The sequence below is a fragment of the Curtobacterium sp. MCBD17_021 genome (assembly GCF_003234525.1).
In the GTDB taxonomy this organism is placed as follows: domain Bacteria; phylum Actinomycetota; class Actinomycetes; order Actinomycetales; family Microbacteriaceae; genus Curtobacterium.
In genome coordinates this window covers 19907-44956 of the sequence record NZ_QKTS01000016.1, presented here as the reverse complement: position 1 = coordinate 44956, position 25050 = coordinate 19907, and the positions used below count along the sequence as shown (strand labels likewise).

26 protein-coding genes are annotated in these 25050 nt (G+C 71.1%); 3 read left to right on the top strand and 23 right to left on the bottom strand.

Annotated elements, in window-relative coordinates:
• Window positions 1-5: 5 nt before the first annotated feature.
• From DEI83_RS13580 to rplS, 9 genes are all read right to left on the bottom strand, one after another.
• On the bottom strand, window positions 6-983 hold the full coding sequence (locus tag DEI83_RS13580; RefSeq protein WP_258371218.1) for a tyrosine recombinase XerC: 978 nt from the start codon (window positions 981-983) through the stop codon (window positions 6-8).
• 150 nt (window positions 984-1133) lie between these two features.
• Window positions 1134-2396, bottom strand: coding sequence for a DNA-processing protein DprA (dprA, locus tag DEI83_RS13575; RefSeq protein ID WP_258371217.1), 1263 nt, complete (start codon window positions 2394-2396; stop codon window positions 1134-1136).
• Complete coding sequence (locus tag DEI83_RS13570; protein WP_181431229.1) at window positions 2393-3916, bottom strand: YifB family Mg chelatase-like AAA ATPase; 1524 nt, start codon at window positions 3914-3916, stop codon at window positions 2393-2395. The genes dprA and DEI83_RS13570 overlap by 4 nt, the downstream gene beginning before the upstream one ends.
• Window positions 3913-4299 carry a YraN family protein gene (locus DEI83_RS16270; protein WP_181431228.1) on the bottom strand — a complete coding sequence of 129 codons (387 nt, stop codon included), beginning with the start codon at window positions 4297-4299 and terminating at the stop codon, window positions 3913-3915. The genes DEI83_RS13570 and DEI83_RS16270 overlap by 4 nt, the downstream gene beginning before the upstream one ends.
• Window positions 4300-4488: 189 nt before the next feature.
• Window positions 4489-4839 (bottom strand): Lsr2 family protein, encoded by a 351-nt coding sequence (locus DEI83_RS13565; protein WP_111082470.1) that lies wholly within the window; start codon window positions 4837-4839, stop codon window positions 4489-4491.
• Between the two features lie 77 nt (window positions 4840-4916).
• Window positions 4917-5240, bottom strand: coding sequence for a DUF2469 family protein (locus DEI83_RS13560; protein ID WP_110826150.1), 324 nt, complete (start codon window positions 5238-5240; stop codon window positions 4917-4919).
• Window positions 5241-5307: 67 nt separating this feature from the next.
• Window positions 5308-6003, bottom strand: a complete 696-nt coding sequence (locus tag DEI83_RS13555) for a ribonuclease HII (protein WP_111082469.1) — start codon at window positions 6001-6003, stop codon at window positions 5308-5310.
• Window positions 6000-6749, bottom strand: a complete 750-nt coding sequence (lepB, locus tag DEI83_RS13550) for a signal peptidase I (protein WP_111082468.1) — start codon at window positions 6747-6749, stop codon at window positions 6000-6002. Before lepB ends, DEI83_RS13555 begins: the two co-directional genes overlap by 4 nt.
• A 160-nt stretch (window positions 6750-6909) precedes the next feature.
• Window positions 6910-7263: a 50S ribosomal protein L19 gene (gene rplS / locus DEI83_RS13545; RefSeq protein WP_110826147.1), complete on the bottom strand. Its 354-nt coding sequence runs from the start codon at window positions 7261-7263 to the stop codon at window positions 6910-6912.
• A gap of 164 nt (window positions 7264-7427) precedes the next feature.
• On the opposite strand from rplS, the gene map reads away from it, so the two are divergent.
• Window positions 7428-8210, top strand: a complete 783-nt coding sequence (map, locus tag DEI83_RS13540; RefSeq protein ID WP_111082467.1) for a type I methionyl aminopeptidase — start codon at window positions 7428-7430, stop codon at window positions 8208-8210.
• A gap of 110 nt (window positions 8211-8320) precedes the next feature.
• Here map and trmD read toward each other — a convergent pair whose 3' ends face one another.
• The 5 genes from trmD to DEI83_RS13515 form a co-directional block, all read right to left on the bottom strand.
• Window positions 8321-9007, bottom strand: coding sequence for a tRNA (guanosine(37)-N1)-methyltransferase TrmD (gene trmD / locus DEI83_RS13535; protein ID WP_111082466.1), 687 nt, complete (start codon window positions 9005-9007; stop codon window positions 8321-8323).
• A gap of 2 nt (window positions 9008-9009) precedes the next feature.
• On the bottom strand, window positions 9010-9570 hold the full coding sequence (gene rimM, locus DEI83_RS13530; RefSeq protein ID WP_111082465.1) for a ribosome maturation factor RimM: 561 nt from the start codon (window positions 9568-9570) through the stop codon (window positions 9010-9012).
• Window positions 9571-9589: 19 nt separating this feature from the next.
• A complete protein-coding gene (locus tag DEI83_RS13525; protein WP_110826143.1) occupies window positions 9590-9826 on the bottom strand; it encodes an RNA-binding protein in 237 nt (78 codons plus the stop codon).
• Between the two features lie 3 nt (window positions 9827-9829).
• Window positions 9830-10240, bottom strand: a complete 411-nt coding sequence (rpsP, locus tag DEI83_RS13520) for a 30S ribosomal protein S16 (RefSeq protein WP_111082464.1) — start codon at window positions 10238-10240, stop codon at window positions 9830-9832.
• A 198-nt stretch (window positions 10241-10438) separates the two neighbouring features.
• Window positions 10439-12553, bottom strand: a complete 2115-nt coding sequence (locus tag DEI83_RS13515) for an FAD-dependent oxidoreductase (RefSeq protein ID WP_258371216.1) — start codon at window positions 12551-12553, stop codon at window positions 10439-10441.
• 92 nt (window positions 12554-12645) lie between these two features.
• Here DEI83_RS13515 and DEI83_RS13510 point away from each other — a divergent pair, with 92 nt between their 5' ends.
• Complete coding sequence (locus DEI83_RS13510; protein ID WP_111082463.1) at window positions 12646-13776, top strand: glutamate--cysteine ligase; 1131 nt, start codon at window positions 12646-12648, stop codon at window positions 13774-13776.
• Between the two features lie 59 nt (window positions 13777-13835).
• Here the strand turns inward: DEI83_RS13510 and ffh are convergent, their stop codons facing one another.
• The 3 genes from ffh to ftsY form a co-directional block, all read right to left on the bottom strand.
• The gene (ffh, locus tag DEI83_RS13505) at window positions 13836-15389 is read right to left on the bottom strand and encodes a signal recognition particle protein (RefSeq protein WP_111082462.1); all 1554 of its coding nucleotides are present in this window, start codon (window positions 15387-15389) and stop codon (window positions 13836-13838) included.
• Window positions 15390-15555: 166 nt separating this feature from the next.
• Window positions 15556-15723 (bottom strand): hypothetical protein, encoded by a 168-nt coding sequence (locus DEI83_RS16030; protein WP_181431227.1) that lies wholly within the window; start codon window positions 15721-15723, stop codon window positions 15556-15558.
• Between the two features lie 132 nt (window positions 15724-15855).
• Window positions 15856-16725 (bottom strand): signal recognition particle-docking protein FtsY, encoded by an 870-nt coding sequence (gene ftsY / locus DEI83_RS13500; RefSeq protein WP_111082461.1) that lies wholly within the window; start codon window positions 16723-16725, stop codon window positions 15856-15858.
• 264 nt (window positions 16726-16989) lie between these two features.
• Between ftsY and DEI83_RS13495 the strand changes: the two genes are divergently transcribed.
• Window positions 16990-18018 carry a TerC family protein gene (locus tag DEI83_RS13495; RefSeq protein WP_111082460.1) on the top strand — a complete coding sequence of 343 codons (1029 nt, stop codon included), beginning with the start codon at window positions 16990-16992 and terminating at the stop codon, window positions 18016-18018.
• An 84-nt stretch (window positions 18019-18102) separates the two neighbouring features.
• Here the strand turns inward: DEI83_RS13495 and DEI83_RS13490 are convergent, their stop codons facing one another.
• The 6 genes from DEI83_RS13490 to coaD form a co-directional block, all read right to left on the bottom strand.
• Window positions 18103-21894, bottom strand: coding sequence for a chromosome segregation SMC family protein (locus DEI83_RS13490; RefSeq protein WP_111082459.1), 3792 nt, complete (start codon window positions 21892-21894; stop codon window positions 18103-18105).
• A 30-nt stretch (window positions 21895-21924) separates the two neighbouring features.
• The gene (gene mutM, locus DEI83_RS13485; protein ID WP_111082458.1) at window positions 21925-22890 is read right to left on the bottom strand and encodes a bifunctional DNA-formamidopyrimidine glycosylase/DNA-(apurinic or apyrimidinic site) lyase; all 966 of its coding nucleotides are present in this window, start codon (window positions 22888-22890) and stop codon (window positions 21925-21927) included.
• Window positions 22891-22894: 4 nt separating this feature from the next.
• Entirely contained in the window at window positions 22895-23626 is a 732-nt protein-coding gene (gene rnc / locus DEI83_RS13480) for a ribonuclease III (RefSeq protein ID WP_111082457.1), read from the bottom strand.
• Between the two features lie 13 nt (window positions 23627-23639).
• Entirely contained in the window at window positions 23640-23843 is a 204-nt protein-coding gene (gene rpmF / locus DEI83_RS13475) for a 50S ribosomal protein L32 (RefSeq protein WP_022905230.1), read from the bottom strand.
• Between the two features lie 46 nt (window positions 23844-23889).
• Window positions 23890-24468: a DUF177 domain-containing protein gene (locus tag DEI83_RS13470; RefSeq protein WP_258371215.1), complete on the bottom strand. Its 579-nt coding sequence runs from the start codon at window positions 24466-24468 to the stop codon at window positions 23890-23892.
• An 82-nt stretch (window positions 24469-24550) separates the two neighbouring features.
• Entirely contained in the window at window positions 24551-25039 is a 489-nt protein-coding gene (gene coaD / locus DEI83_RS13465; RefSeq protein WP_111082455.1) for a pantetheine-phosphate adenylyltransferase, read from the bottom strand.
• Window positions 25040-25050 lie beyond the last annotated feature (11 nt).

The window sequence follows — 25050 nt, the reverse complement described above, 5'->3', positions numbered from 1 at the left end:
TCCGGTCAGGCGCGGGGGTGCGCTGTCCGGTAGACCTCCCGCAGCCGGGCGGACGACACGTGCGTGTAGATCTGCGTGGTCCCGAGGCTCGCGTGCCCGAGCATCTCCTGCACGGCACGGAGGTCGGCTCCCCCGTCCAACAGGTGCGTGGCCGCCGTGTGTCGGAAGGTGTGCGGTCCGCTCGGTCCCTCGCCCGGGAGCGACCCGAGGACCCTGGCCACGAGTCGGTAGGCGCTCCGCGTGCCGAGACGGGATCCCCGGTCGCCGAGGAACAGGGCGTCCGTGGCCGAGGGACACCGAGCGGCGTCGGGAGGGGTCTGCGCCGCGCCCGTAACGAGGAGCGCCGGCCGACCGCGCTCGAGCCACGCCTCGATCGCGTCGCGTGCCGGCACCCCGAACGGCACCACGCGCTCCTTCCCACCCTTGCCCGACACGCGCACGGTCAAGCGCGTCTGGTCGACGTCCGCCACGTCCAAGCCGACGAGCTCGCTCACCCGGACTCCGGCGGCGTAGAGCAGTTCGACGGCCGCTCGGTCGCGGAGGGCACCGGGGTCGTCCCCGACGGCCCGGGCAGCCAGTCCGTCGAGCAGGACCCGGACCTGGTCCTGCGCGACCACACGCGGCAGGTGCGCGGCGCCCTTCGGTGCTCGGAGCCGCACCCCGGGATCCGCCGCGAGCACGCCGGACTCACTCGCCCACCGCGTGAACGCGCGGACCGAAGCACTCCGACGGGCGATCGTCGACCGAGCGAGGCCTCGCTCGTTCGCCGCCCAGAGCCAGTCACGGAGCAGCTCGAGGGTGATGCCGTCGACCCGCTCGACCTGCCGTCCAGCTGCGAAGGCGACGAGGTCCTCGAGGTCGGCGCGGTACGCCCGGACGGTCTGCTCGCTGAGCCGCCGAGCATGTCGCACGTGGTCGAGGAACACCACGACGACCCGGTCGAACCGGTCGCTCCCCGGCAGGTGTCCCTCGTCGTCTGGCACATCCGACAGGGTACGGCCGGTACCGACGGTGCGTTCCGCGCAACCCGCCCCGAGGTGCCGAGGCCACGCCGAGGTGCCGGGCCTGCCCCGAGCCCACGCACGTCCCCCGTCCGCATCGGGCTCCGAGCGGGGACCGCCGACCACGTCGCGTCACCCGGCCGTCCAGCCGGTCGGACCCCGTTGCGCCAGGCCCTGCAGCTCTGCCAGCGCGAGAGCGTCGGTGGTGTCCGCCAGGGACAGCCCCGACCGCAGGGCGACCTCGTCGAGGGTCACCGCACGCCGCCGACTCAGGGCATCGACGACGCGGAGCACGTCCGGGTCCGTCCGCGCTCCTGCGATCGGCACCACGGGCTCAGCGAACACGTTGCCCGATCGGGCACGGAGCGCCGCGTGGGCCGGGTCCTTCGGGTGGACGACGATCTCGGCCCGTCGATCGGCGATGAGACGGTGACATCCGACGGACGCCGAGGACGAGTACGGCCCCGGCACGGCGAACACCGGCCGCCCGAGTTGCCCCGCGTGGTGCGCCGTGTTCAGTGCACCGGACCGAGCACCCGCCTCGACGATGACGGAGACGGTCCCCAGTGCCGCGATCAGGCGGTTGCGCGCCAGGAACCGCCAGCGCGACGGTCTGGTCCCCGGCGGACACTCGGCGAGGAGGGCTCCGTGCTCGGCGACGGCACGGAGCATCGCGCTGTTCGCCGCCGGGTAGAGCTGGTCCACGCCGCCGGCGAGCACCGCCACGGTCGGCACCCCCGCCGCGAGGGCGACCCGGTGCGCGGTGGCGTCGATGCCGTACGCCCCGCCGGACACCACGAGGCACCCCGCATCGGCAGCCGACGAGGTGATCTCCGCAGCCGCCTCGGCGCCGAGGACCGTGTTCGCTCGCGCCCCCACCACCGCCAGGCCCGGGCGGTCCTCGAGCCGCCCGGTCGCCCGGCGCCACAACACCAGGGGTGCGTGCGGCCCCAGGTCGTCGAGCCCGCTCGGCCAGTCGTCGTCCCCCGGGACGAGCAGCGTGCTGCCCACCGCCGATGCCGCTCTGAGGACGGCGGGTACGTCGAGGCGCACCAATCGCTGCCGCCATCGGTCGAGTGCCGGCACGAGTGCGTCCGCCGCCGTCTGGGCGAGTTCGAGGTGGACCTCGTCCTGCTCCGCGTGCGAAGCCGCTCCCAGGAGCATCCTGCCGAGCACCGCCGGACCGTCCTCGAGTGCCGCGGAGGCTGCACGCATGGAACGGGCGGCCCCGAGACGACCGACCAACTCCCCCGCGGTCCTGTCCCCCGGCTCGGCGACGGTCGACCACGCCACCCGTGCGAGGAGCTCGTCGTCGTCCGACTCGCTGGTACCGCCCACTCCGGCACGCAACCGCGCCAGCGATCCGCGGCCGTCGCTCCCGGCGTGGGCGGTCACAGCGCGGTCCGCAACGCGAGTGCCCGCTCGACGTGACCGCGCTCGGGCCGGTCATCGCCCGCGAGGTCCGCCATCGTCCACGCCAGGCGCATGACGCGGTCCCAGCCGCGCATCGTCAGCGTGCCGAGGTCGAGTCCGCGGTCGAGCAGGTCGGAGGCCCCCGGAGCCGCTCGGCCGTCCGTGCGCAACCACGGACCGGTGACCTCGGCGTTCCTGGTCCATCCGGTCCCGCGGAGCCTCGCCCGCATGCGTTCCCGGGCGTCGGCGATCGTCCGCCTGGCTGCCTCGGTGCTCGGGGCCGTCCCGTCGCTCGCACGGAGTGTCCCGGTCGTCACCCGAGGTACTGCCACACGGATGTCGATGCGGTCGAGCAACGGCCCGGACAACCGGCCGAGGTACCTCCGGACAGCACTGGGCGGACAGGTGCACGGTGGCCCGCCGATCGACCCGGCGTTCCCGCACGGGCAGGGGTTGGCAGCGAGCACGAGCTGACACCGGGCGGGGAAGTCAGCCGATCCACCGGCGCGGTGGACGGTGATCCGCCCGGCTTCCAGCGGCTGCCGGAGCGCGTCGAGGACGACCCGCGGGAACTCCGTGGCCTCGTCGAGGAACAGCACGCCCCGGGTCGCCCGCGACACTGCTCCGGGTCGGAGCTGCCCGGTCCCGCCTCCGATGAGCGCTGCAGCGGATGCTGAGTGGTGCGGAGCTTCCCACGGCGGGCGGCGGGTCCACGAGCGTGCTCCGTGGCCGGCGACGGACCGGACCGCAGCGACCTCGAGCGCGGCGTCGTCGTCGAGGTCGGGCAGCAGGGCCGGGAGCCGCTCGGCGAGCATCGTCTTGCCGGCACCCGGCGGTCCGAGCAGCAGGACGTGGTGTCCCCCGGCCGCTGCTGCGATGACGGCTCGGACGCCGACGGCGTTGCCGACCACGTCGGCGAGTTCGAGCGGGGGTGGGTCGTCGCCGCCGGGGACCGGCGTCAGGACCGGGTCGACGAACCCGGCCGGGAGGTCTGCTCCCGCGTCGATGGCTGCGGAGCGCAGCGAATCGACACCGCTCAACGCCACACCCGGGACGGCCTGCGCCTCCGCGAGGTTCCCGACGGGCAGGACCACTCGGTCCATGCCGGCTTCCCGCGCTGCCAGCACGACCGGGATGATGCCGGGCACCGGGCGGACCCGGCCGTCGAGGCCGAGCTCACCGACGTACACGATGCGTCGGTCGGCACCGGGAGCGGTCCCGGCGGCGGCGAGCACGGCCATCGCGATCGCCAGGTCGAACCCGGATCCGCGCTTCGGAACGCTGGCCGGGGTGAGGTTGACCGTGATCCGACGGGCCGGCAGCGGGCAGTCCGCCACGGCTGCTGCGGACCGGACGCGCTCGCGGGCTTCTCCGAGCGACGTGTCGGGGAGACCGATGATGCTGAAGGTCGGCAGCTGGCTGGTCAGGTGGGCTTCGACCTCGACCAGGCTCCCCTGCACCCCCACCAGAGCGACGGCGGACGTCCGCCCGATGTCGCTCATCCGACTGCCTCGACGTGTTCGATCGCGACGTGGCCCGCCACGATCGTCACCGCGATGCAGTCGATGCGGATCGCGCGCGCTGTCTGCTCGCGGTGCGCGTGGAACCAGGCGGGGACGAGCCCTCGGATGCGTCCGAGTTTCCGTGGCGTGACGGCTTCGAGCGGGTGCCCGGTCGTCTGTCCGGTCCGGGTCTTCACCTCGACGAAGACGATGGTGTCGCCGTCCCGGGCAACGATGTCGAGTTCGCCGCGGGCACATCGCCAGTTCCGGTCGATGATCGCGAACCCGTGCCGGACGAGCCATTCCACGGCATGGTCTTCACCGGTGTTCCCCGTCGTCTTCCGGGGATGGGTTGCGTCTCGGAGATCTACGCGATTCGTCATGGAGCCACCATGATCTGCGTCAGGATTCGACGGAGCAGCTGCAGCCGATCTGTGGACGGAAGAGCAGAACGACCGTCCTGTGCAGGAATGCATTGCACAGCCATGCACCCTGATGCGACAAAAGCCGGACAATTCCTCACGGAATGTCCGGCTCTTGCGGCGACCGACGACGAACGTCGGTCGGGATGTTCAGTGTGCGGCTGCGTACGCTTCCTGCACCTGCGTCGAGATACGACCACGAGAAGAGACCTCGTACCCGTTCTCCTTCGCCCACTCGCGGATCTTGCCGAGTTCCTCGGAGTTCCCACGCTTCGGAGCCGACGAGCTCTTGCCCGTCGTGCCGGTGCGACGACCGGCTGTCTTCCGCGCCGCGGCGATGTAGTCCGAGATCGCGTCCCGGAACTTGTCGACGTTGTCGTTGGACAGGTCGATCTCGTAGGACGAACCGTCGAATGCGAACTCGACCGTACGGCCATCGCCAGCGGCGATCGGCGAATCGTCGAGATCGTCGACGAGCTGGACAGTGACCTTCTGCGCCATTTCTCACTCCTTCAGAGTCGTATCACGGCCCAGAGTATCGCAGGACATTGCAGCACGGCCGAATTCAACGGCGATCCCTACTCGTCGAGCGCGAGTTCCTTCGGGAGTTCGAGTTCACGCGCGGTGAGTTCTTCGACGTTGACGTCCTTGAACGTGAGGACACGAACGGACTTCACGAACCGGTCCGAACGGTAGACGTCCCAGACCCAGACGTCGTTCATCGTCAATTCGAAGTAGAAGTCGTGCTCGGTGTCCCGGCGCACGAGTTCGACCTCGTTCGCCAGGTAGAAACGCCGCTCGGTCTCGACCACGTACCGGAACTGCCCCACGACGTCGCGGTACTCGCGGTACAGGGCCAGCTCGACCTCGCGGTCGTAGTCGTCGAATTCTTCGTCATCCATCGCGCGACCAGTCTAGAGCGCCGTCCGCCGTGTGCACCGCCCGGGCCACCGAACCGCGCACGACCGTTCAGCCGACGACCCGGTCCAGTTCGTCGAAGCCGTCCAGGGCGACGCTCGACGCCGCGTGCAACCACGTCTTCCGGTGCAGCGCGTGCGGTCCGACCGCTCGGATCGCGTCGTAGTGGGCCGTCGAGCCGTAGCCCTTGTTCGACGCCCAGGCGTAGTGCGGAGCATCGTCGTGCGCGGCGGTCATCAGGCCGTCCCGGGCCACCTTGGCGACGACGGAGGCCGCGGCGACGGATGCGCAGTCGCGATCCGCCTTGATCCGCACCTGCACGTCCAACGGGCGGTGTTCCGGCGGCAGTGCTCGCGAGAGCCAGTCGAACGACCCGTCGAGCACCACCACGGCCCCCTCGAGCGAGACACCGTCGTCGACGAGGGTCGTGAGGGCTCGGGCGCCGGCCAGCCCGAGCGCCGCCACGATGCCCTGGTCGTCCACGACCTCGGCCGACGCCATCCCGACCGCGGTCCGGGCCCAGCGGGTGACCGCCGGGACGAGCGCCGTGCGCCTCGCCTGCGTCAGGAGCTTCGAGTCCGCGAGCCCCGGTGGCACGCGCCGGACGTCGACGGTCACTGCTGCCACCCCGACGCCGACCGGGCCCGCGATCGCTCCGCGGCCGACCTCGTCGACACCGATCACGGTGACCCGACCGGCGGCGAACAACGACTTCTCGACCCGCAGGGACGGACGGACCGGGGTCACTCGTCCCGCTCCTCCACGCCGGCGAAGACCTCGGGGTGGTCGTCGAGCCACGTCCAGCGACTCATCGGCCAGGAGATGACGAACGCCCGACCAGTCACGTCGGAGAGCGGCACGAAGCCCTTCGAGGGGGTGTCCCCGTTGTAGCGGGAGTCCCGCGAGTTGTTCCGGTTGTCGCCCATCACCCAGATCGTGCCCTTCGGCACGGTGACCGAGAAGTCCGTCGACGACGCGCGGGTGTCGCCGGCAGGGAGCTTCAGGTACGGCTCCGTGATCGGCACGCCGTTGACCGACATCTGACCGAGGTCGTTGCAGCACGCCACCGTGTCGCCGGGCAACCCGATGACACGCTTGATGAGGTGGTCGTCACTGTCACCGGTGCCCAGACCGACCTGGGTGAGGAGCCAGTCGGCGGCTTCGCCGATGGGGGACGTCGGGGTGACGTTCGGCAGCTGCTCGCCGTCGAGCCAACCGCCCGGGTCCTTGAACACGACGACGTCGCCGCGTTTCAGGCCGACGGCGTCCGGGACGAGTTCGTTGACGATGACGCGGTCGTTGATCTGCAGCGTGTCCTGCATCGATGCCGAGGGGATGTAGAAGGACCGGATCAGGAAGGTCTTCACCAGGAAGGACACCAGGAGCGCGGCGATGAAGATGATGACGAGGTCCCGCAGGAAGGTCAGCACCCCGTTGCGCGGCTTCTTCGCGGTGCGGGGCCGACGGGCCTCTCCCTCTGTCGTGTCCGTCATTTCCACTCTCGTCGACCAGTCCCTGCGGTGTCGCATCGGGACGCTTGACCCCGGGGCGGAAGCGGCTCCGGGAACGGGCGAGCCCCCCGCCGATGCACAACCGTACATGGACGAGGGGCTCGCAGCGGGCCCGGCGTTCCGGGCTTCGCTGTGAAGGCGATCAGTTGTCGCGCTTCTCCTTGATCTTGCGGCGGGCCGCCTTGCCGCGGAGTTCCCGGAGGTAGTAGAGCTTCGCGCGACGCACGTCACCGCGGGTGACGATCTCGACGTGGTCGATGATCGGGGAGTGCACGGGGAACATGCGCTCGACGCCGACCTGGAAGCTCACCTTGCGGACCGTGAAGGTCTCGCCGATGCCGTGACCCTGGCGGCCGATGACGACGCCCTGGAAGACCTGGATACGCGAGCGCGTGCCTTCGACGATGTTGACGTGGACCTTGACGGTGTCGCCGGGGCGGAAGTCAGGGTGGTCGGTGCGCAGGGCACCGGCGGTCACGTGGTCGAGGAGCTGCATGATGGTGTCACTTCCTGCGGACGCACACGGGTCGCCGCGGATCGAATTCGGAAAGAACGAGACGTGCCCGGTGTCGGCGACTCCCCCGTGGCAGAGTCCAGCCAGGGCACGATCGATCATCATGCCACAACGAGGGCACTGCAGCCAACCGGCAGGATGGTCCCATGATCGAACTCCGCACCCCCGCCGAACTCGACGGACTGCGTGTCGCCGGCCGTTTCGTCGCTGATGTCCTCGACGCCCTCCTCGAGACCGTCGACGTCGGCGTGAACCTGCTCGACCTCGACCGTGTCGCCGCCCGGATGATCGCCGACCGTGGTGCGGAGAGCTGCTACGTCGACTACCACCCGTCGTTCGGCAAGTCGCCGTTCGGCAGGAACCTCTGCACGTCGGTGAACGACGCCGCGCTGCACGGACTGCCGCACGACCTCGTGCTGCAGGACGGGGACCTCGTCAGTCTCGACTTCGCCGCGAGCGTCGACGGCTGGGTCGCCGACTCGGCCGTCACCGTGCAGGTCGGGACGCCGCGTGACGAGGACCAGCGCCTCATCGCCACGGTGGAGCAGTGCCTCGCCGCCGGGATCGCCCAGGCCGCCCCCGGCAACAAGCTCGGTGACGTCTCGGCCGCGATCGGGTCGGTCGCGCGCGGGGCCGGCTACGACGTCAACCTGCAGTTCGGCGGGCACGGGGTCGGCCGCACCATGCACGGCGACCCGCACGTGCCGAACGACGGGCGCCCCGGACGCGGGATGAAGCTCCGCGCGGGGCTGGTCGTCGCGATCGAACCGTGGCTGATGCAGGGCACGGACGAGCTGTTCCAGGACGACGACGGGTGGACTCTCCGGAGCGTCGACGGCTCGCGCGCCGCGCACGTCGAACACACGGTCGCCGTCACCGACCAGGGCCCCGAGGTCCTCACCCTCCGACGCGCCCAGCGGGACGCCTGACGGGACCGTCGCAGCGGCCGTCGGATGCGACGACACGTCACGGACGGACGGGAGGCCCGCCACCAGCTGGTGGCGGGCCTCCCGTCCGTTCGTTGGTCGCGCTGACCCGGTCAGTCCGGCAGCAGGTCCGGCCGGACGCGCCGCGTCCGCTCCACCTGCTGCTCGTGCCGCCAGGAGGCGACGCGCGCGTGGTGTCCGCTGAGCAGCACGTCGGGCACGTCGAGGCCACGCCACGATGCCGGCTTCGTGTACGAGGGGTACTCGAGCAGGCCGTCCTCGTGGGACTCCTCGACGAGTGACTCGGGGTTGCCGACGACGCCCGGGACGAGCCGTCCGACGGCCTCGATCATGGCCATCGCGGCGACCTCGCCGCCGTTCAGCACGTAGTCCCCGAGGGAGAGCTCGACGACGGTGCTGCGCGTCGCGGCCCACTCGAACACGCGGGCGTCGATCCCCTCGTACCGGCCGCAGGCGAACACGAGGTGCTCGTGCTCGGCGAGGGACCGCGCGATGGTCTGCCGGAACGGGGTCCCGGCGGGCGTCGGGACGACGAGGGTCGACGACCCGTCGGGACGGAGCAGGGCATCGAGGGCCTGGGCCCACGGTTCCGGCTTCATCACCATGCCGGCACCACCACCGTACGGGGTGTCGTCGACGGTGCGGTGCCGGTCGGTCGTCCACGAACGGAGGTCGTGCACGTGCAGGTCCAGCAGGCCACCCTGCCGTGCCTTGCCGAGCAGGGAGACGTCGAGCACCCCGAAGAACTCCGGGAAGATCGTGACGATGTCGATCCGCACGGTCAGCCCTCGGGAGCGGGAGGCGTGACGGTCTCGGGACGGCTCGTGTCCTCCGGGTCCTCGAACAGACCCGTGGGCGGCGTCACCGTGACGGTGCCCGCGTCCAGGTCGACCGCGGGCACGATCGCCGAGACGAACGGCACGAGGACCTCGCCGCGGTCGGCCGTGTCCACGGCGAGCAGGTCCTGCGCCGGCAGGTGGTCGACGCGCGCGACCGTACCGACCGCGACGCCGTCGCGGAGGACCGTGAGGCCGACCAGCTGGTGGTCGTACCAGGCGTCGTCCTCGCCGGTGCCTTCCTCGGTGTCCTGCTCGACCCAGAGGATCGCCCGCGCGAGAGTCTCGGCGACGCTCCGGTCGGCGACTCCGGCGAAGAACGCGACGGGATGACCGTTGTACCAGCGCAACTCGTCGAGCGCGATGGTCTTGCCCGACCACGGAGAGTCGTCGGGGACCTGGAGCGTGAAGACCGCTCCCGGCGTGAACCGACGATCCGGGTCGTCGGTGTAGAGCTCGAGCTTGATACCGCCCTTGAGCCCGTGCGCCTTCGTGATGCGACCCACCCGGAGCTGGGTCGTCTCCCTAGGAATCGCTGTCCACCACGTCGACCCGCACGCGCTTGCCGTCGGCCAGGGCCGTGACGAGCGTGCGGAGCGCCTTCGCGGTGCGTCCGGCGCGACCGATCACGCGGCCGAGGTCCTCGGGGTGCACACGCACCTCGAGGACCTCGCCCCGCGCGGAGGTGGAGCTGGCGACGCGCACGTCGTCAGGGTGATCGACGATCCCCTTGACGAGGTGCGTCAGCGCGGATTCGAGCAAGGACTACGCCTCGGTCGTCTCGTCGGCGGTCTCGTCCGCGGCCGGAGCGGCGGGAGCCGTCTTCTCCGACTTCGGCTTGAGGACGGCCTTCTTCGAGCTGTCGACCGTGAAGGCCGGCTTCGGCTCGCGGACCTTGACCTTGGACTCGGTGTCCTTCTCGCCCTTGAACTTGGCCCAGTCACCGGTCAGCTTGAGCAGCGCGGCGACCTGCTCGGTCGGCTGCGCGCCGACGCTGAGCCAGTACTGCGCACGCTCGGACTGGACCTCGATGAACGAGGGCTCCTCGGTGGGGTGGTACTTGCCGATCTCCTCGATCACACGACCGTCGCGCTTGGTGCGCGAGTCGGCGACGACGATGCGGTAGTACGGCGCTCGGATCTTGCCGAGACGCTTGAGACGGATCTTGACAGCCACAATGACTCCTGTTGCGTACGTGTTGTGGTTGAACCGGAACCGCGGGCGTGGGGGCACACACGGTGGAAGCTCTGAGAGACTCGTGATCCGCTGGATAGAGGGTCGAGCGGACACGATTCGACCGTTCATTCTTGCAGATTCCCGGGCGGGAAGCGAGCCGTGACGCGCGGCGCGCCCGCAGGTCACCACCGCGGGGGGTCAGGGCGCCAGCGCGCGGACCGCCTCCAGGGCCTCACTCGTGGCGCGGACGGCGTCGACGCCACGGGCGTCCCGAGCGCCGCCGACGACCGCGAACGGCACGTCGGCCGACCGGAGGCCCGCGACCAGGTCGTCCCGCGCCTCCTGTCCGGCGCAGAGCACGACCACGTCCGCGGGCACGGCGACCTCGGTGCCCGACTCGTCGCGGATCCACACCGCTCCCGGCTCGATCCGCAGGTACTCCTGCACGCCGCCGACCATCCGCACCCCGGCGTCGCGGAGCCGGCCGAGCGCCACCCACCGCGAGGTGAGCCCGACACCCTGCGCGAACTTGCCGTTCCGCCGGAGCACCGTGACCTGATGTCCGGGGCGGGTCGTCCGGTGCACCGTCGCCTGGCGTTGCGGCAGGTCCCCGACCAGCGCGTCGGACACCGGTACGTCCCAGCGGGCGGCGAACTCCGCTGCACGGACGGCCTCGTCGGGTGACTCGGTGAGGAACGCGGCGGTGTCGACACCGATCCCCCCACCGCCGATGACCGCGACGCTGCCCTCCGGCGCTCCGTCCCGGAGCGCCTGCTCGTAGGTGAGGACGTGCGGCAGGTCGGCACCGGGCAGGGGCACCTCCCGCGGCAGCACGCCGGACGCGAGCACCACGGCGTCGCTGTCGGCCAGGTCCTCGACCCGTGCCGCGCGTCCGAGGTGCACGGTCGCGCCGCGCTCCGCCAGCTCCGCGCGCGCCGCCTGCACCGGACCCGCGTAGTCCTCCTTGCCGGGGACGGCCGCCGCGAGACCGAACTGCCCGCCGAGCACGTCCGAGGCCTCCCAGAGCCGGACGTCGTGCCCACGTCGGGCTGCGTCGACCGCTGCCGCCAGTCCCGCCGGTCCCCCACCCACGACGTCCACGCGCTTCGGCCGAGCGGTCGGCCGGAGCGGGAACAGCAGCTCCCGTGCGGCACGGGGGTTGACGAGGCACGACACCGGGGCGCCGACCACCGACCGGTCGAGACACGCCTGGTTGCAGCCGATGCAGGTGTTCACGAGGTCGAAGCGGCCGGCGAGGGACCGTTCGACGATCCCGGCGTCGGCGAGGAACGGTCGGGCCAGCGCGACGGCGTCGATCCGGCCGTCGGCGAGCACGGCCTCACCGTCGCGGAGGTCCGTCATGCGGTTCGAGGCGATCACCCGGACCTGCGGGTGATCGGAGGCGCGCACGACGTCCGCGATCCGGACCGCCTGGTCGATCCACGCGCCGTGCGGCACCGCGGCCTGGATGGTCGGGGTGCGCGACTCGTGCCAGCCGATGCCGACGGAGATCGCGTCGAGCCCGAGCGGCAGCAGTTCGAGGACGAGGGCGTCGACGTCCTCGTCGGTCGACGACCCCGGCATGAGGTCCGTACCGGACAGCCGGATGGTGACCGCGAGGTCCGGCACGGCGGCTCGGACCGCGCGCACCACCTCGACCGCGAAGCGACGGCGCTTCTCCGGGGTCCCGCCCCACTCGTCGTCGCGCAGGTTCGTCAGCGGCGACTGGAACTGGTTGACGAGGTACCCCTCCGACGCCATGATCTCGACGCCGTCGAAGCCGATGTCGGCGGCGGCCCTGGCCGCGGTGGCGAAGTCGTCGACGGTGCGCCGGACCTCGTCCGCGGTGAGTTCCTCCGGCACCACGCCGCGCGCGGCCGCCCAGGGCAGTGCGGACGGCGCGACCGCCCGCTGGGGTCGACCGTGCCGGTCCCGCAGCCCACCGACCAGGGCGTAGCGGCCGGCGTGGAACAACTGTGCGAGGACCGTGCCGCCCTCCTCGTGGACGGCCTCGACCGCCGTGCGGAACCGCTCGTCGGAGTCGCCGACACCGAACACCGCGAAGTCCGGACCACCCCGCGCCTCGTCGCTCACGGCGATCCCACCGGTGATGATGCACGCCGCTCCCCCCGCGGCACGCTCGCGGTAGAACGCGGCCATCGCGACCCCGCCGTCGTCGAGCACCTCGAGCCCGGTGTGCATCGACCCCATCACCACGCGGTTCGACAGGTGCAGGGGGCCGAGCGTCCAGGGCGAGGCGACGGTGCGGAGGTCGGCGGGCACGTCGGCAACAGGCGGAACGACAGCGGTCACGCAACGAAGACTAGGCGAACCGGCCGCGCGCCGGTGCGGGTGGACACGCCGGGGCTCCGTCGATCCCGCGGGTGGACGGGCAGGATGGGCCCATGGACATCCGGTTCTCCGAATCCGCTCCGTCGACGATCGGTGTCGAGTGGGAGCTGCCCCTCGTCGACCGTGCGACGGGTGACCTCGCTCCGCGGGCACCGGCCGTGCTCGCCGCGGTCCGGGAACGACTCGGCGATGCGGACCGGGTGACCGAGGAGCTCCTCACGAACACCGTCGAGGTCGTCTCCGGCGTGCACCGCTCCGTCGGGAGCGCGACCCGCGAGCTGTCCGGCATCATCGGCGAGGTCATCGACGCCGCCGCACCGCTCGACGCGCAGGTGATGTGCTCCGGCACACACCCGTTCGCCCTCTGGGACCAGCAGGAGATCACCCCCGACAGCGAGCACTACACGACCCTCATCGACCGGACCCGGTGGTGGGGCCGGCAGATGCTCATCTGGGGCGTCCACGTGCACGTCGGGATCGACGACCGCGACAAGGCCGTCCCGATCATGAACGCGATGCTCGGTCACGTGCCGCACCTGCAGGCGTTCACCGCCTCGAGCCCGTTCTGGGCCGGCACCGACACCGGCTACGCCTCGAACCGGGCGCTCATGTTCCAACAGCTCCCGACGGGCGGGCTCCCGCCACAGCTCGGCGCGTGGGCGAACTTCGAGGAGGTCGTCGGCGACCTCGTCCACACCGGTGTGATCGACGGTGTGAAGGACCTGCGGTGGGACATCCGCCCCTCACCGGGCTGGGGCACCCTGGAGAACCGCGTCTCGGACGGGATCTCGACGCTCGACGAGGTCGGCGCCGTCACCGCCCTCGTGCAGTGCCTGGTCACCGAGAGCTCGGACCGGCTCGACGCCGGCGAGACGCTGCAGGCGATGCAGCCCTGGTTCGTGCGCGAGAACAAGTGGCGCGCAGCCCGCTACGGCATGGAGGCCGAGATCATCACGAACGTCGCGGGCGACGAACGTCTCGTCACGGACGAGGTGCACGACCTCGTGACCCGACTCGATCCGGTCGCCGAACGCCTCGGCTGCCAGGACGAGCTGCACCACCTCGACACGATGATCGAGCGGGGCGCGTCCTACCAGCGCCAGCTCGCGGTGGCACGGGAGAACGGCGGGGACCTCCGCGCGGTGGTCCAGCACCTGGTGACGGAGCTCAGCGACTCGCTCTGACGGGCGGCGACGGACGGGAGGCCCGGTACCAGCTGGTACCGGGCCTCCCGTCGGTCGCGTCAGCGGCCGAGGAACTTCTGCAGCGACGCGAGTTCTTCCTCGGTCGGCGCCTTCCCGTTCTTCCCTGCTCCGGCACCGAGACCGAGACCGGCGCCCTTCGGAGCCTGCTGCGGCGCTGCGGCGGCGCCAGCGGCCAGGGCCGCGCGCTTGGCGGGGTTGCCGACCTTCTTCTTCTTGGTCTGCGGCTGCTGCTTCTTGCCACCGTGCATGCCCGGGATCGGCCCCATGCCCGGCATCTGGGGCACACCACCGCGTGCGACCGTCTTCATCATCTTCGCGGCCTGCTCGAACCGGTTGACGAGGGCGTTGACCTCGGTCACGGTCGAGCCGGCACCGCGCGCGATGCGGAGGCGACGGGAACCGTTGAGCAGCTTCGGCAGTTCGCGCTCCTGCGGCGTCATCGACTGGATGATCGCCTCGGTGCGGATGATCTCGCGCTCGTCGAAGTTGTCGAGCGCCTCGCGCATGCCCTTCGCGCCGGGGAGCATGCCGAGCATGCCCTTGATCGAGCCGGCTTTGCGCAACTGCTGCATCTGCTGCAGGAAGTCGTTCAGCGTGAAGTTGTCGGTCGCGATCTTGTCGGCGACCTTGCGGGCCTCTTCCTCGTCGAACGCACCCTGCGCCTGCTCGATGAGGGAGAGGATGTCGCCGAGGTCGAGGATGCGGCTCGCCATGCGGTCCGGGTGGAACGGCTCGAAGTCGTCGAGCGACTCGCCCGTCGAGGCGAACATGATCGGGCGTCCGGTGACCGAGGCGACGGACAGGGCCGCACCACCGCGCGCGTCACCGTCGAGCTTCGAGAGCACGACACCGGTGAAGTCGACGCCTTCCTGGAAGGCACGCGCGGTGTTCACGGCGTCCTGACCGATCATCGCGTCGATGACGAACAGGACCTCGTCCGGGTCGACGGCCTTGCGGATGTTCGCGGCCTGCTTCATCAGCTCGGCGTCCACACCGAGTCGACCGGCGGTGTCCACGATGACGGTGTCGTACTGCTGGTCGACCGCGGCCTTGATGGCGTTCTTGGCGACCTTCACCGGGTCGCCGACGCCGTTGCCGGGCTCCGGTGCGAAGACGTGCACGCCGGCCTGCTCGCCGACGACCTGCAGCTGCTGCACCGCGTTGGGACGCTGGAGGTCCGCCGCGACGAGCATCGGGGTGTGGCCGTCCTTCTTGAGCCACTTGCCGAGCTTGCCCGCGAGGGTCGTCTTGCCGGCGCCCTGCAGGCCGGCGAGCATGATGACCGTCGGGGGTCGCTTGGCGAACTCGAGCCGGCGCTGCTGCCCGCCCAGGATCCCGACGAGCTCCTCGTTGACGATCTGGACGACCTGCTGCGCCGGGTTGAGCGCCTTGTTGACCTCGTCGGAGAGGGCGCGCTCGCGCACCGCGGCGGTGAACGACTTCACCACCTCGAGCGCGACGTCCGCATCGAGCAGCGCCCGCCGGATCTCGCGGACGGTGCCGTCCACGTCGGACGGGGTCAGCCGTCCCTTGCTCCGCAGGTTGCGGAAGGTCTCGGTGAGCCGATCGGAGAGTGAACCGAATTGCGCCATGATCCGACCATCCTACCGTCCACGGTCGTCGGCCCGGGAGGCGCGGCAGGGAGCGAGATCGAGGAACGTCTCCGTGGGCCGCCAGGAGGTCTGGCCGCCATGACGACGAACGGGAGGCCCGTCACCAGCTGGTGACGGGCCTCCCGTTCGTCGTCCGGTCCGGTCGTCAGACCCGCGAACCACCACCACGCACGAGGCGGAGGATCCAACCGACGACGGCGAGCACGATGAGCACGATGCCGATGAAGAGCAGCGCCTTGAGCGCGGCGCTGACGATGCCGGTCACGAGCAGGACGATCCCGACGATGATGGCGATGATGAGCAGTGCGGGCATGGTGGGGTCCTCTCCCGGTCGATCAGGGTCGCCCGGGACGGTACACGTCAGGCGGCGCTCATGCCCGCCGACCCGGTTCGTCGCATGTCGTCGGTGCGGTCTGGCCCGCCTGCGTGGACCTCCGACCAGCGGTCACCCGACGAGGTTCTGGACGAAGACGTGCGGCGTGAACCCGGTGAGGTCGTTGATGCCCTCGCCCTGCCCGATGAGCTTGATCGGGATGCCGGTCTTCTCCTGCACGCTGAGCACGAAGCCGGCTTTGGCGGAGCCGTCGAGCTTCGTGATGACGAGTCCGGTGACTCCGGCTCCCTCGATGAACGCCTGCGCCTGCGCGAGTCCGTTCTGCCCGGTCGTCGCATCGAGCACGAGCAGGACCTCGGCGATCTCGGTCTGCTTCTCGACGACGCGCTTGATCTTGCCGAGCTCGTCCATCAGCCCGGCCTTGGTGTGGAGTCGGCCGGCGGTGTCGATGACGACGATCTCGGTGCCCTCGCGGATGGCCCGTTCGACGGTCTGGTACGCGACCGACGCCGGGTCCTGTCCGGGCTGGGCGGGACGGACCACGTCGACGCCGGCGCGCTGGGCCCAGGTCGCGACCTGCTCCACCGCTGCCGCGCGGAACGTGTCCGCCGCGCCGACCAGGACGGTGCGGTCGTAGGTGCGGAGGAACTTGGCGAACTTGCCGATGGTGGTGGTCTTGCCGACGCCGTTCACGCCGACGACGAGGACGACCGCCGGACGGTTGCTGAGCTTCAGGGTCGTGTCGAGCTTCGACAGCCGCTCCTCGAGCACCTCGCGCAGCATGCGGTTGAGGTCGGCGGGGTCCGTCGTCTCGTACCGTGCGACGCGGGCACGGAGGTCCTCGATGATCTCCTCGGTGATGTCGGGCCCGAAGTCAGCGCCGATCAGCGCGGTCTCGAGGTCCTCCCACGTCGTCTCGTCGATGGTCTTCCGCTGGAAGAGACCCCGGAGCCGGGAGGACAGTGACCAACTACTCGCCATGTTCCCAGCTTACGGGTGACCGAGTGGGCGGGACCTTCGCTAGAGTCGGAGTCGCGAAGGGGAGTATTCCCTCTCGGCGACCCCGTCAGTACGGCCCGGAACGACCCGGACCCGGGGCGTCGGTCGCGGCCCCGATCAGCAGCACCGGACGGGACCGCGGCGGAAGAGACCTTCAGGCTCTGGCGTACCCGTTTTCCGTCCACCTCGGGGTGTGGCGGGATCCGTCGACTGACGGTGCGGTACGCCCCTGACCTGGAGACTCCAGTGGACGTTCCCCTGTACGTATGGCTCATCACGATCGCCGGCATCCTCGCCCTGCTCGTGTTCGACTTCTTCTCGCACGTGCGCACCCCGCACGTGCCGCACATCCGTGAATCGGCCTTCTGGTCGGTCGTCTACATCGCCCTCGCGATCCTGTTCGGTGTCGGCGTCTGGGTGTTCGGCGGCGGACAGGCCGGTGGCGAGTACTTCGCCGGCTGGCTGACGGAGAAGGCGTTGTCCGTCGACAACCTCTTCGTCTTCCTCATCATCATGACGACCTTCGCGGTGCCGAAGGAGTACCAGCAGAAGGTCCTGCTGGTCGGCGTCGCGATCGCCCTCATCGCCCGAGGCATCTTCATCGCCCTCGGCGTCACCATCATCGAGAACTTCTCGTGGGTCTTCTACCTGTTCGGGCTCCTGCTGTTCTGGCTCGCCTGGTCGCAGGCACGTGGTGGTGACGAGCACGGCGCGGAAGAGGGCGACTCGAAGCTCATCCGCCTGCTCCGCCGCATCATCCCGACCTCGGAGCACTACGACGGCGACCGCATGACCACGCGGGTGAACGGCAAGCGCCTCTTCACCCCGATGCTGCTCGTCATGGTCTCCATCGGCCTGACGGACGTGCTGTTCGCGCTCGACTCGATCCCCGCGATCTTCGGCCTCACGCAGGACGCCTTCATCGTGTTCACCGCGAACGCGTTCTCGCTGCTCGGTCTGCGCCAGCTGTACTTCCTCATCGCCGGACTGCTCGAACGACTCATCTACCTGGGTCAGGGGCTGGCCGTCATCCTCGGCTTCATCGGTGTGAAGCTCGTCTTCCACGCACTGCACGTCAACGAGGTCCCGTTCATCAACGGCGGTGAGCACGTCGAGTGGGCGCCGGAGATCCCGATCTGGTTCTCGCTCGGGTTCATCCTGCTGACGATCACCGTCGCGACGGTGGCCAGCCTGGTCGTGTCGAAGCGCCGGCAGGAGCGCGGACTCACCCCGACGGGCGAGAAGCCGTCAGAGGTCCAGGCGGACGCGAAGTAAGCATCCCCACGCATCACGACGGGAGGCCCGGTACCAGCTGGTACCGGGCCTCCCGTCGCGTCCGGGTGCGGTCGCGACCGGCCGCTACGCCACCGCGGGTTCAGCCGTCGGGTCCGCGGCCGGCTCGGGCCGCTGCACCCGCTGCCCGACGACCGCCGAGACGCCGTCCTGCCGCATCGACACCCCGTAGAGCGCGTCCGCGATCTCCATCGTCCGTTTCTGGTGCGTGATGACGATGAGCTGCGACGATTCGCGCAGTCGGCCGAACACGGTCAGCAGCCGGCCGAGGTTGGCGTCGTCGAGCGCCGCCTCGACCTCGTCCATGATGTAGAACGGGCTCGGCCGCGCGGTGAAGATCGCCACGAGCAGGGCCACAGCAGCCAGGGACCGCTCGCCGCCGGACAGCAGGGTCAGCCGGTCGATCTTCTTGCCCGCCGGCTTCACCTGCACGTCGATGCCGGTGGTGAGCAGGTCGTCGGGGTTCGTCAGCGCGATGGACCCGGAGCCGCCCGGGAACAGGATCGGGAACACGACGTCGAACGCCGCCCGCGTGTCCTCGAACGCCGAGGCGAAGATCGTCCGCATCTTGCCGTCGAGCTCCTCGATGATCGTCAGGAGGTCGGTGCGGGTCCGCTGCAGGTCGTCGAGCTGCTCCGAGAGGAACGCGTGCCGCTGCTCGAGCGCCTGGAACTCCTCGAGCGCCAGCGGGTTCACCTTGCCGAGCCGCCCGAGGTCGCGTTCGGCGTCGGCGAGGCGGCGCTCCTGTTCGGCTCGGACGTACGGCGTGGTCGGGACGCTGGCGGGGTCGACGTCAGGCGCTTCGAACTCGGGCAGGGCGGGACCGCCGGGCAGGGTCGACTCGGCGTCGACGAGCGGGACGTCGGTGTCGTCCCCCGCGTCCACGGCGGTCCCGGCGGACCCGTCCGAGTCCCCGTCGGTCTCGGGCTGCGCGTCCGCCGGGGCATCCGGATCCGTGACGGCGTCCGTGACGCGGCCCGCCTCAGCGGCCGCTCGTGCCGCCTCCCGGTGGCGGCGCGCGAGCACCCGGGGGTCGACGAGCACGTCGACCGGCACCGGGACGTCGGGGCCGTACTCGGCGACGAGCACCGCCTCGCCGAGTCCGAGTTCGCTCTGCGCCCGGTCGAGGACCCCCGACACGTGCAGACGCTTCTCGTAGATCTCCATCTCGAGCGAGTGCACGCCGTCGGTGATGGTCTGCAACCGGTCGCGGAGTTCACGCTCCTCGTTCCGGATGGTCTGGAGCTCCGTGTTGCGTCTCGAGCGCTCGGACTCCTCGGTCGCGAGCTGCACGCGCGCCTCGGCCAGCGACCGGTCGACGGCGGCCAGCACGACCGGCAGGTCGGCGAGCACCCCCTCGGCGGACGCGATCTGCCCTCGGCGGATGACGGCCAACCGTGCCGCTTCCTCGGCCGCCGCCCGCTCCGCCTCCAGCTGCCGCTCGAGCTGGTCGGCGCGACGCCGCTCGGCCCGGGCACGCTCCCTGGCGGTCTCGACCTGGATGCGGTGTTCGATCTCCGCGGCTCGCGCGGCGTCGACGGCCTCCTGCGCCGCCGGGCGGGCCGACGCGTCGACGACCGGCTTCGGCCGATCCGAGAACGCCCCGAGTGCCGCCTCCGCCTCCGCCAGCGCCGCCTCGGTGGTCGCCGTCGCCCCGTCCGTCTCGGCCAGGGCAGCGCGCAGGCGTTCGACCTCGGCCGCGGTGTTCTCGGCCCGGGCACGCGCGGAAGCGCTCGTCCGGTCGTACTCCGCGGTCGCGCGGGCGTGCGCGCGAGCAGCCCGGTCCGCCTCGTCCACCGCCCGTCGGGCCGCCTCGGCCGCGGCCCTGGCGGCCTGGAGGCGCGTGGCCGCGTCCTCCGCCTCGGTCACGACGGTCTCCCGTCGGGTCGCAGCCGCATCACGGTCGGCGACGAGCTCGATGCGGGACGTCGTGCGCTCCCCGCCGCCGGTCACCCGGGCAGCGCGGACGAGGTCACCGGACCGCGTCACGACGGTCGCGTCCGGGGCAGCCGCGAGCACCGCCTCCAGGTCGACGTCGTCGGTGTCCGCCACGAGCGTGTCGGACAGGATCGCGGTGAGTGCGGGCGGGCCGTCGACCAGGTCGAGCGCGCGGCGGACGGACGCCGGCAGGACGGCGGGGAGTCGGGAACCTCTCCCGGTGACGTCGGCGACCACCACGTCGATGCGGCCGAGGTCGGCCGTCCGCGCGTGCTCGACCGCGTCGAGTGCGACCGCCCGGTCCGCCGCGAGCACGGCGTCGGCGAGGCCGTCGAGTGCCGCCGCGACGGCGGCCTCGAAGCCCGACGTGACGGTGAGACGGTCCGCCAGTCGACCGACGACGCCGGCGTGGCCCGCGTCGATGAGCGCCTGCGAACCGTCGCGGACGTCGATCGACAGGGCGAGCGCGGCGATGCGGGCGTCCAGGGCGTCGCGTTCCCGCTCGAGCGTGTGCAGCCGGTCGCGGTGCGTGTCCCGGTCCGTCTGGGCCTGGTCGAGCTGCGCCGTGGCAGCGGCCAGCGTCGCCGTCAGGGCGGCCTCGTCGGTGTCGAGCGCCGGGTCCCGTCCGAGGTCCTCGAGCGCCGACGCGGCCTGCTCGGCACGGGCGACCGCCTCGGCCAGGGCGCGCTCTCGGCGTTCCCGGTCCGCCGAGGCGGACGAGCGCCTCGACCGGGCCACCTCCACCGCACCGGCGAGCCGCTGGCCCTCGAGGTCGTGCTGCGCGACCAGGGCGGCCTGGGCCGCGATCTGCTCGTCGAGGGCGTCGAGCGCGGCACGGGCGGCCTGCACCCGTTCGCCGACGGCGGTCGTGCCGCCCTGCATCTCGCGGGCGCGGTCGTCGAGGCGGTCGGCCTCGGCCCGCGCGCCGGCCACCCGCTCGGGCGTGATCGTGGGGCCCTGCTGCGGGGCCTCGGCCTGCTGCGCCAGGAACATGAGGCGCTGGTTCGCGAGCATCGACAGGCTGCGCAAGCGCTCCTGCACGCTCTCGAGGCGGTGCACGACGGTGCGCGCCCGGTCGACGTCATCGCCGACCATGCTCTGCTCGACCTGCTGCTGCCGCTGCCTGGTCTGCTCGAGACGCTCCTGCAGGACGATCCGCTCGGACTTCCGACCCGTCTCGACCTCGAGGTGGTCGCGCAGTTCCCGGCGCAGACGCACGACGTCGTCGGCGAGCAGGCGGGCCTTCGCGTCACGGGCCACCGCGGCGACCGACTGCGCCTTGCGGGCGACCTCTGCCTGGCGGCCCAGCGGCTTCAGCTGACGCCGGATCTCCCCAGCCAGGTCGGACAGACGCGTCAGGTTGGTCTGCATCGCGTCGAGCTTGCGGAGCGTCTTCTCCTTGCGGCGACGGTGCTTGAGGATGCCCGCGGCTTCCTCGATGAAGCCGCGACGGTCCTCCGGGGTTGCGTGCAGGACCTTGTCCAGCTGCCCCTGACCGACGATGACGTGCATCTCACGGCCGAGGCCCGTGTCGCTCAGCAGCTCCTGGACGTCGAGCAGTCGGCAGTTCTCACCGTTGATGGCGTACTCGCTGCCGCCGTTGCGGAACAGCGTGCGGGAGATCGTCACCTCGGCGTACTCGATCGGCAGCAGGCCGTCGGAGTTGTCGATCGTCAGCGTCACCTGCGCTCGACCGAGCGGGCCGCGGGTGGCGGTGCCGGCGAAGATGACGTCCTCCATCTTGCCGCCGCGGAGGGTCTTCGCCCCCTGCTCCCCCATCACCCAGGCCAGGGCGTCGACGACGTTCGACTTGCCGGAGCCGTTCGGACCGACGATGCACGTGACGCCGGGTTCGAACGCGAACGTCGTCGGCTGCGCGAAGGACTTGAACCCCTTGAGGGTCAGGCTCTTCAGGTACATGTGGTCTCCGGGTGCTCGGCTGGCGTCAGGCTAACGCCTGCGCTGCCGCGGAGCGGGCTGGCACACGGGGCAGCGGTGGCTCGACCGGTTCATCCAGGGCTCGCGCACGATCGGCGTGCCGCACCGCGGACACGGTTCACCCTGCCGCCCGTACACGGCCAGGCGCTGCGAGAAGTACCCGGACTGCCCGTTGACGTTGACGTACTGCGCGTCGAAGCTCGTCCCACCGTCCTCCAGCGCACGGCGGAGCACCGCCCGGACCTCGTCGAGGAGCAGGTGGAGCGTCGCCCGGGGCAGCCGGCCCGCCGGTCGGTCGAAGTGCAGACGCGCCGCCCACAGCGACTCGTCGGCGTAGATGTTCCCGATCCCGCTGATGACGCCCTGGTCGAGCAGCACGCGCTTGATGCCGCTGGCGCGCTTCCGCGCCGCCGCGATGAAGCGCTCGTCGTCGAACGCGGGGTCGAGCGGGTCCCGCGCGATGTGTGAGACCTGGAACGGGATCCGCCGACGCCAGGAGGCGTCCGGGTCGAGGGTGTCCACCGCGCCGGCGACGCCGGCGGGAGCGCCGTCGACCGTCGGCAGCATCCGGTCGATCGCCATCGACCCGAAGGTGCGCTGGTCGACGAACTCCAGCTGCACGGGGACCTCCGCGGCACCGTCGCGGTCCGTGCCCTGCGGCTGCACGTCCAGCACGATGCGACGGTGACGGGCCGCGGGCCGGTCGCGCCCGAGCAGGATCTGGCCGCTCATGCCGAGGTGGGCCACGAGGGCCTCGGGGCGCTCGGCGTCCGGGTCCAGCGGGAACCACATGAACTTGCCACGCCGGACGGCGGCGGCGATGGTCCGCCCGGTCAGGCGGGAGGCGAAGTCCTCGCCCGGGCCGTCGTGTCGGGTCAGCGCCCGTTCGTCGAGCACCTGGACTCCGAGGACCCGGGCGCCGGTGACGGCGGGTTCGAGGCCGGCACGGACGACCTCGACCTCGGGGAGTTCGGGCACCCGGTCAGCCCTCGGTGGTGCGTCCGGACAGTCGCGTCCAGGCGTCCAGCGCCGCGGACATCTCCGCGGTCTTCTTGCTCGTGCCGGTGCCGGTGGCGACGTCCTCGCCCTGCAGCACGACCGTCGCGTGGAAGGTCTTGTCGTGGTCCGGGCCCTCTTCGGTGATCCGGTACGCCGGGTTGCCGAGGGCGAGCGCGGACGCGAGTTCCTGCAGGCTCGTCTTCGGGTCCATGGCGGCGCCGAACCGGGCGGGGTCGACCAGCAACGGTGCGACGAGTCGCAGCACCAGGTCGGTGGCGGCGTCGGCCCCGGCCGACAGGTAGGTCGCACCGATCACGGCCTCGACGGTGTCCGCGAGGATCGAGGACTTGTCGCGACCACCGGTCTGCTCTTCGCCCTTGCCGAGACGCAGGTACGCGCCGAGCCCGATGTGCCGGCCGATCTCGGCGAGGGCGACCGTCGAGACGAGGCTCGCGCGGCGCTTGGCGAGCTCACCCTCGTCGAGTTCCGGGTAGTCGCGGAAGAGCTTGACCGTGACGGCCTGCCCGAGGATGGAGTCGCCGAGGAACTCGAGCCGCTCGTTGTGCCGGATCCCGCCGTGCTCGTACGCGTACGAGCGGTGGGTGAGGGCGAGCTGCAGGAGTTCCGGGTCCACCGGGACATCGAGGAGTTCGCGCAGACGAAGGACGTCCGGCCCCACGGGGCGGGACCCCGCGGCGCCGGACGTCGCAGTCATGGGAGGAGTCCGATCAGACGTCGGCGACCTTGCGGCCCTTGTACTCCATGTACAGGGGCGTGCCGGCCGAGTCCTCGACGACCTTCGCGCGGTGCGGGAGGCTGTAGGTGACCTTGCCGTTCTCGATCGTCTTCACGAGCTGGACCGGTGCGGCCTTCCACTGCGATCGACGGGCGTGCGTGTTCGCACGGGACTGCTTGCGCTTGGGGACGGCCATGGTGGTTCTCTTTCGCTTGGTCGGTGGTCAGTCGTGGATGTGGCGGTCACTCGGCCTGGTCAGCCTGCGTCCGCTCCTCGTCCACGGTGGTCTGGTGCGGGGTGCTGTCGTCGAACTGGATCCCGCTGAGCGCAGCCCACCGGGGGTCGGTGGCCGACGTCGTCGGTCGCTCGCCGACGTCCGCCAGACGCTCACCCGTCTCCGGGTCGAGTCCTGGGCAGTCCGGTCGGCAGACCGGCTGGAACGGCAGCGACAGCACCACCGCGTCTCGGACGACCGGTTCACAATCCACGTGGTCGTCGTGAACCTGGTAGTCGAATTCCTCCGAGGCATCATACGCGAACAGTTCCGCGAATTCGACCTCGACGAGTTCACTGATGTCGATGAGGCAGCGCGAGCACTCCCCCGTCGCCTCGGCCCGGGCGGTGCCCGAGACGAGGACACCCTCGTGCAGGCCCTCGAGCTTGACGTCGAGGTGCATCTGGTCGCCCTCGCGCACGGCGATGAGACCGGCACCGAGGGTGCTCGGCACCGTGATGTCGAGCGACACCTCGCGCATGTCGCCCGGCCGGTGCGCGAGGTCACGCACACGCAGGGCGTAGGGGCTGTTCACGGAGGAAGACACGATCAACCAGCCTAGCGCGCCCGGGCCGACGAGTCGAGCACCCGACGCGTGTCGCGGACCGGTGTCGGTCCGCTGCCGGAGGTCAGCCCCGTCCGGCGAGCGCCCTGGCCACCGCGTCGGTCACGTACGGCGTCACGTCGCCCCCCAGCGACGAGACCTGCCGGATGAGCGAACTCGACACGTGCGCACGGGCCGCGTCCGGCAGGAGGAAGACCGTCTCGACCCCGGCCAGGTGCCGGTTCATGATCGCCATCGGCGTCTCGTACGCGACGTCCGCGCCCGACCGGACGCCCTTCACCAGGATCGTCGACCCGACCTGCCGGCAGTAGTCGACGAGGAGCCCCGCGGTCCACTCGCCCACGACGATCCGTCCCGGGACGCCGAGCTCGGCGAGCGAGGCCTCGATGAGCCGGACGCGGTCGCCGGCGTCGAACAGTGCCCCCGTCTTCTCGGGGTTGTGCACGACGAGCACGTGGACCTCGTCGAACAGCTCCGCCGCGCGCGTGATCACGTCGAGGTGCCCCAGGGTCACGGGGTCGAACGAACCGGGCACCACGGCGATCTTCGTCATGCCGGCGACGA

Excerpts from the sequence above, each read along its gene's own strand:
- DEI83_RS13570 (WP_181431229.1), bottom strand. The coding sequence starts at position 3,916 with ATGAGCGACATCGGGCGGACGTCCGCCGTCGCTCTGGTGGGGGTGCAG.
- DEI83_RS16270 (WP_181431228.1), bottom strand. The coding sequence starts at position 4,299 with ATGACGAATCGCGTAGATCTCCGAGACGCAACCCATCCCCGGAAGACG.
- DEI83_RS13565 (WP_111082470.1), bottom strand. The coding sequence starts at position 4,839 with ATGGCGCAGAAGGTCACTGTCCAGCTCGTCGACGATCTCGACGATTCG.
- DEI83_RS13560 (WP_110826150.1), bottom strand. The coding sequence starts at position 5,240 with ATGGATGACGAAGAATTCGACGACTACGACCGCGAGGTCGAGCTGGCC.
- lepB (WP_111082468.1), bottom strand. The coding sequence starts at position 6,749 with ATGACGGACACGACAGAGGGAGAGGCCCGTCGGCCCCGCACCGCGAAG.
- rplS (WP_110826147.1), bottom strand. The coding sequence starts at position 7,263 with ATGCAGCTCCTCGACCACGTGACCGCCGGTGCCCTGCGCACCGACCAC.
- map (WP_111082467.1), top strand. The coding sequence starts at position 7,428 with ATGATCGAACTCCGCACCCCCGCCGAACTCGACGGACTGCGTGTCGCC.
- DEI83_RS13510 (WP_111082463.1), top strand. The coding sequence starts at position 12,646 with ATGGACATCCGGTTCTCCGAATCCGCTCCGTCGACGATCGGTGTCGAG.
- ffh (WP_111082462.1), bottom strand. The coding sequence starts at position 15,389 with ATGGCGCAATTCGGTTCACTCTCCGATCGGCTCACCGAGACCTTCCGC.
- DEI83_RS16030 (WP_181431227.1), bottom strand. The coding sequence starts at position 15,723 with ATGCCCGCACTGCTCATCATCGCCATCATCGTCGGGATCGTCCTGCTC.
- ftsY (WP_111082461.1), bottom strand. The coding sequence starts at position 16,725 with ATGGCGAGTAGTTGGTCACTGTCCTCCCGGCTCCGGGGTCTCTTCCAG.
- DEI83_RS13490 (WP_111082459.1), bottom strand. The coding sequence starts at position 21,894 with ATGTACCTGAAGAGCCTGACCCTCAAGGGGTTCAAGTCCTTCGCGCAG.
- rnc (WP_111082457.1), bottom strand. The coding sequence starts at position 23,626 with ATGACTGCGACGTCCGGCGCCGCGGGGTCCCGCCCCGTGGGGCCGGAC.
- rpmF (WP_022905230.1), bottom strand. The coding sequence starts at position 23,843 with ATGGCCGTCCCCAAGCGCAAGCAGTCCCGTGCGAACACGCACGCCCGT.
- coaD (WP_111082455.1), bottom strand. The coding sequence starts at position 25,039 with ATGACGAAGATCGCCGTGGTGCCCGGTTCGTTCGACCCCGTGACCCTG.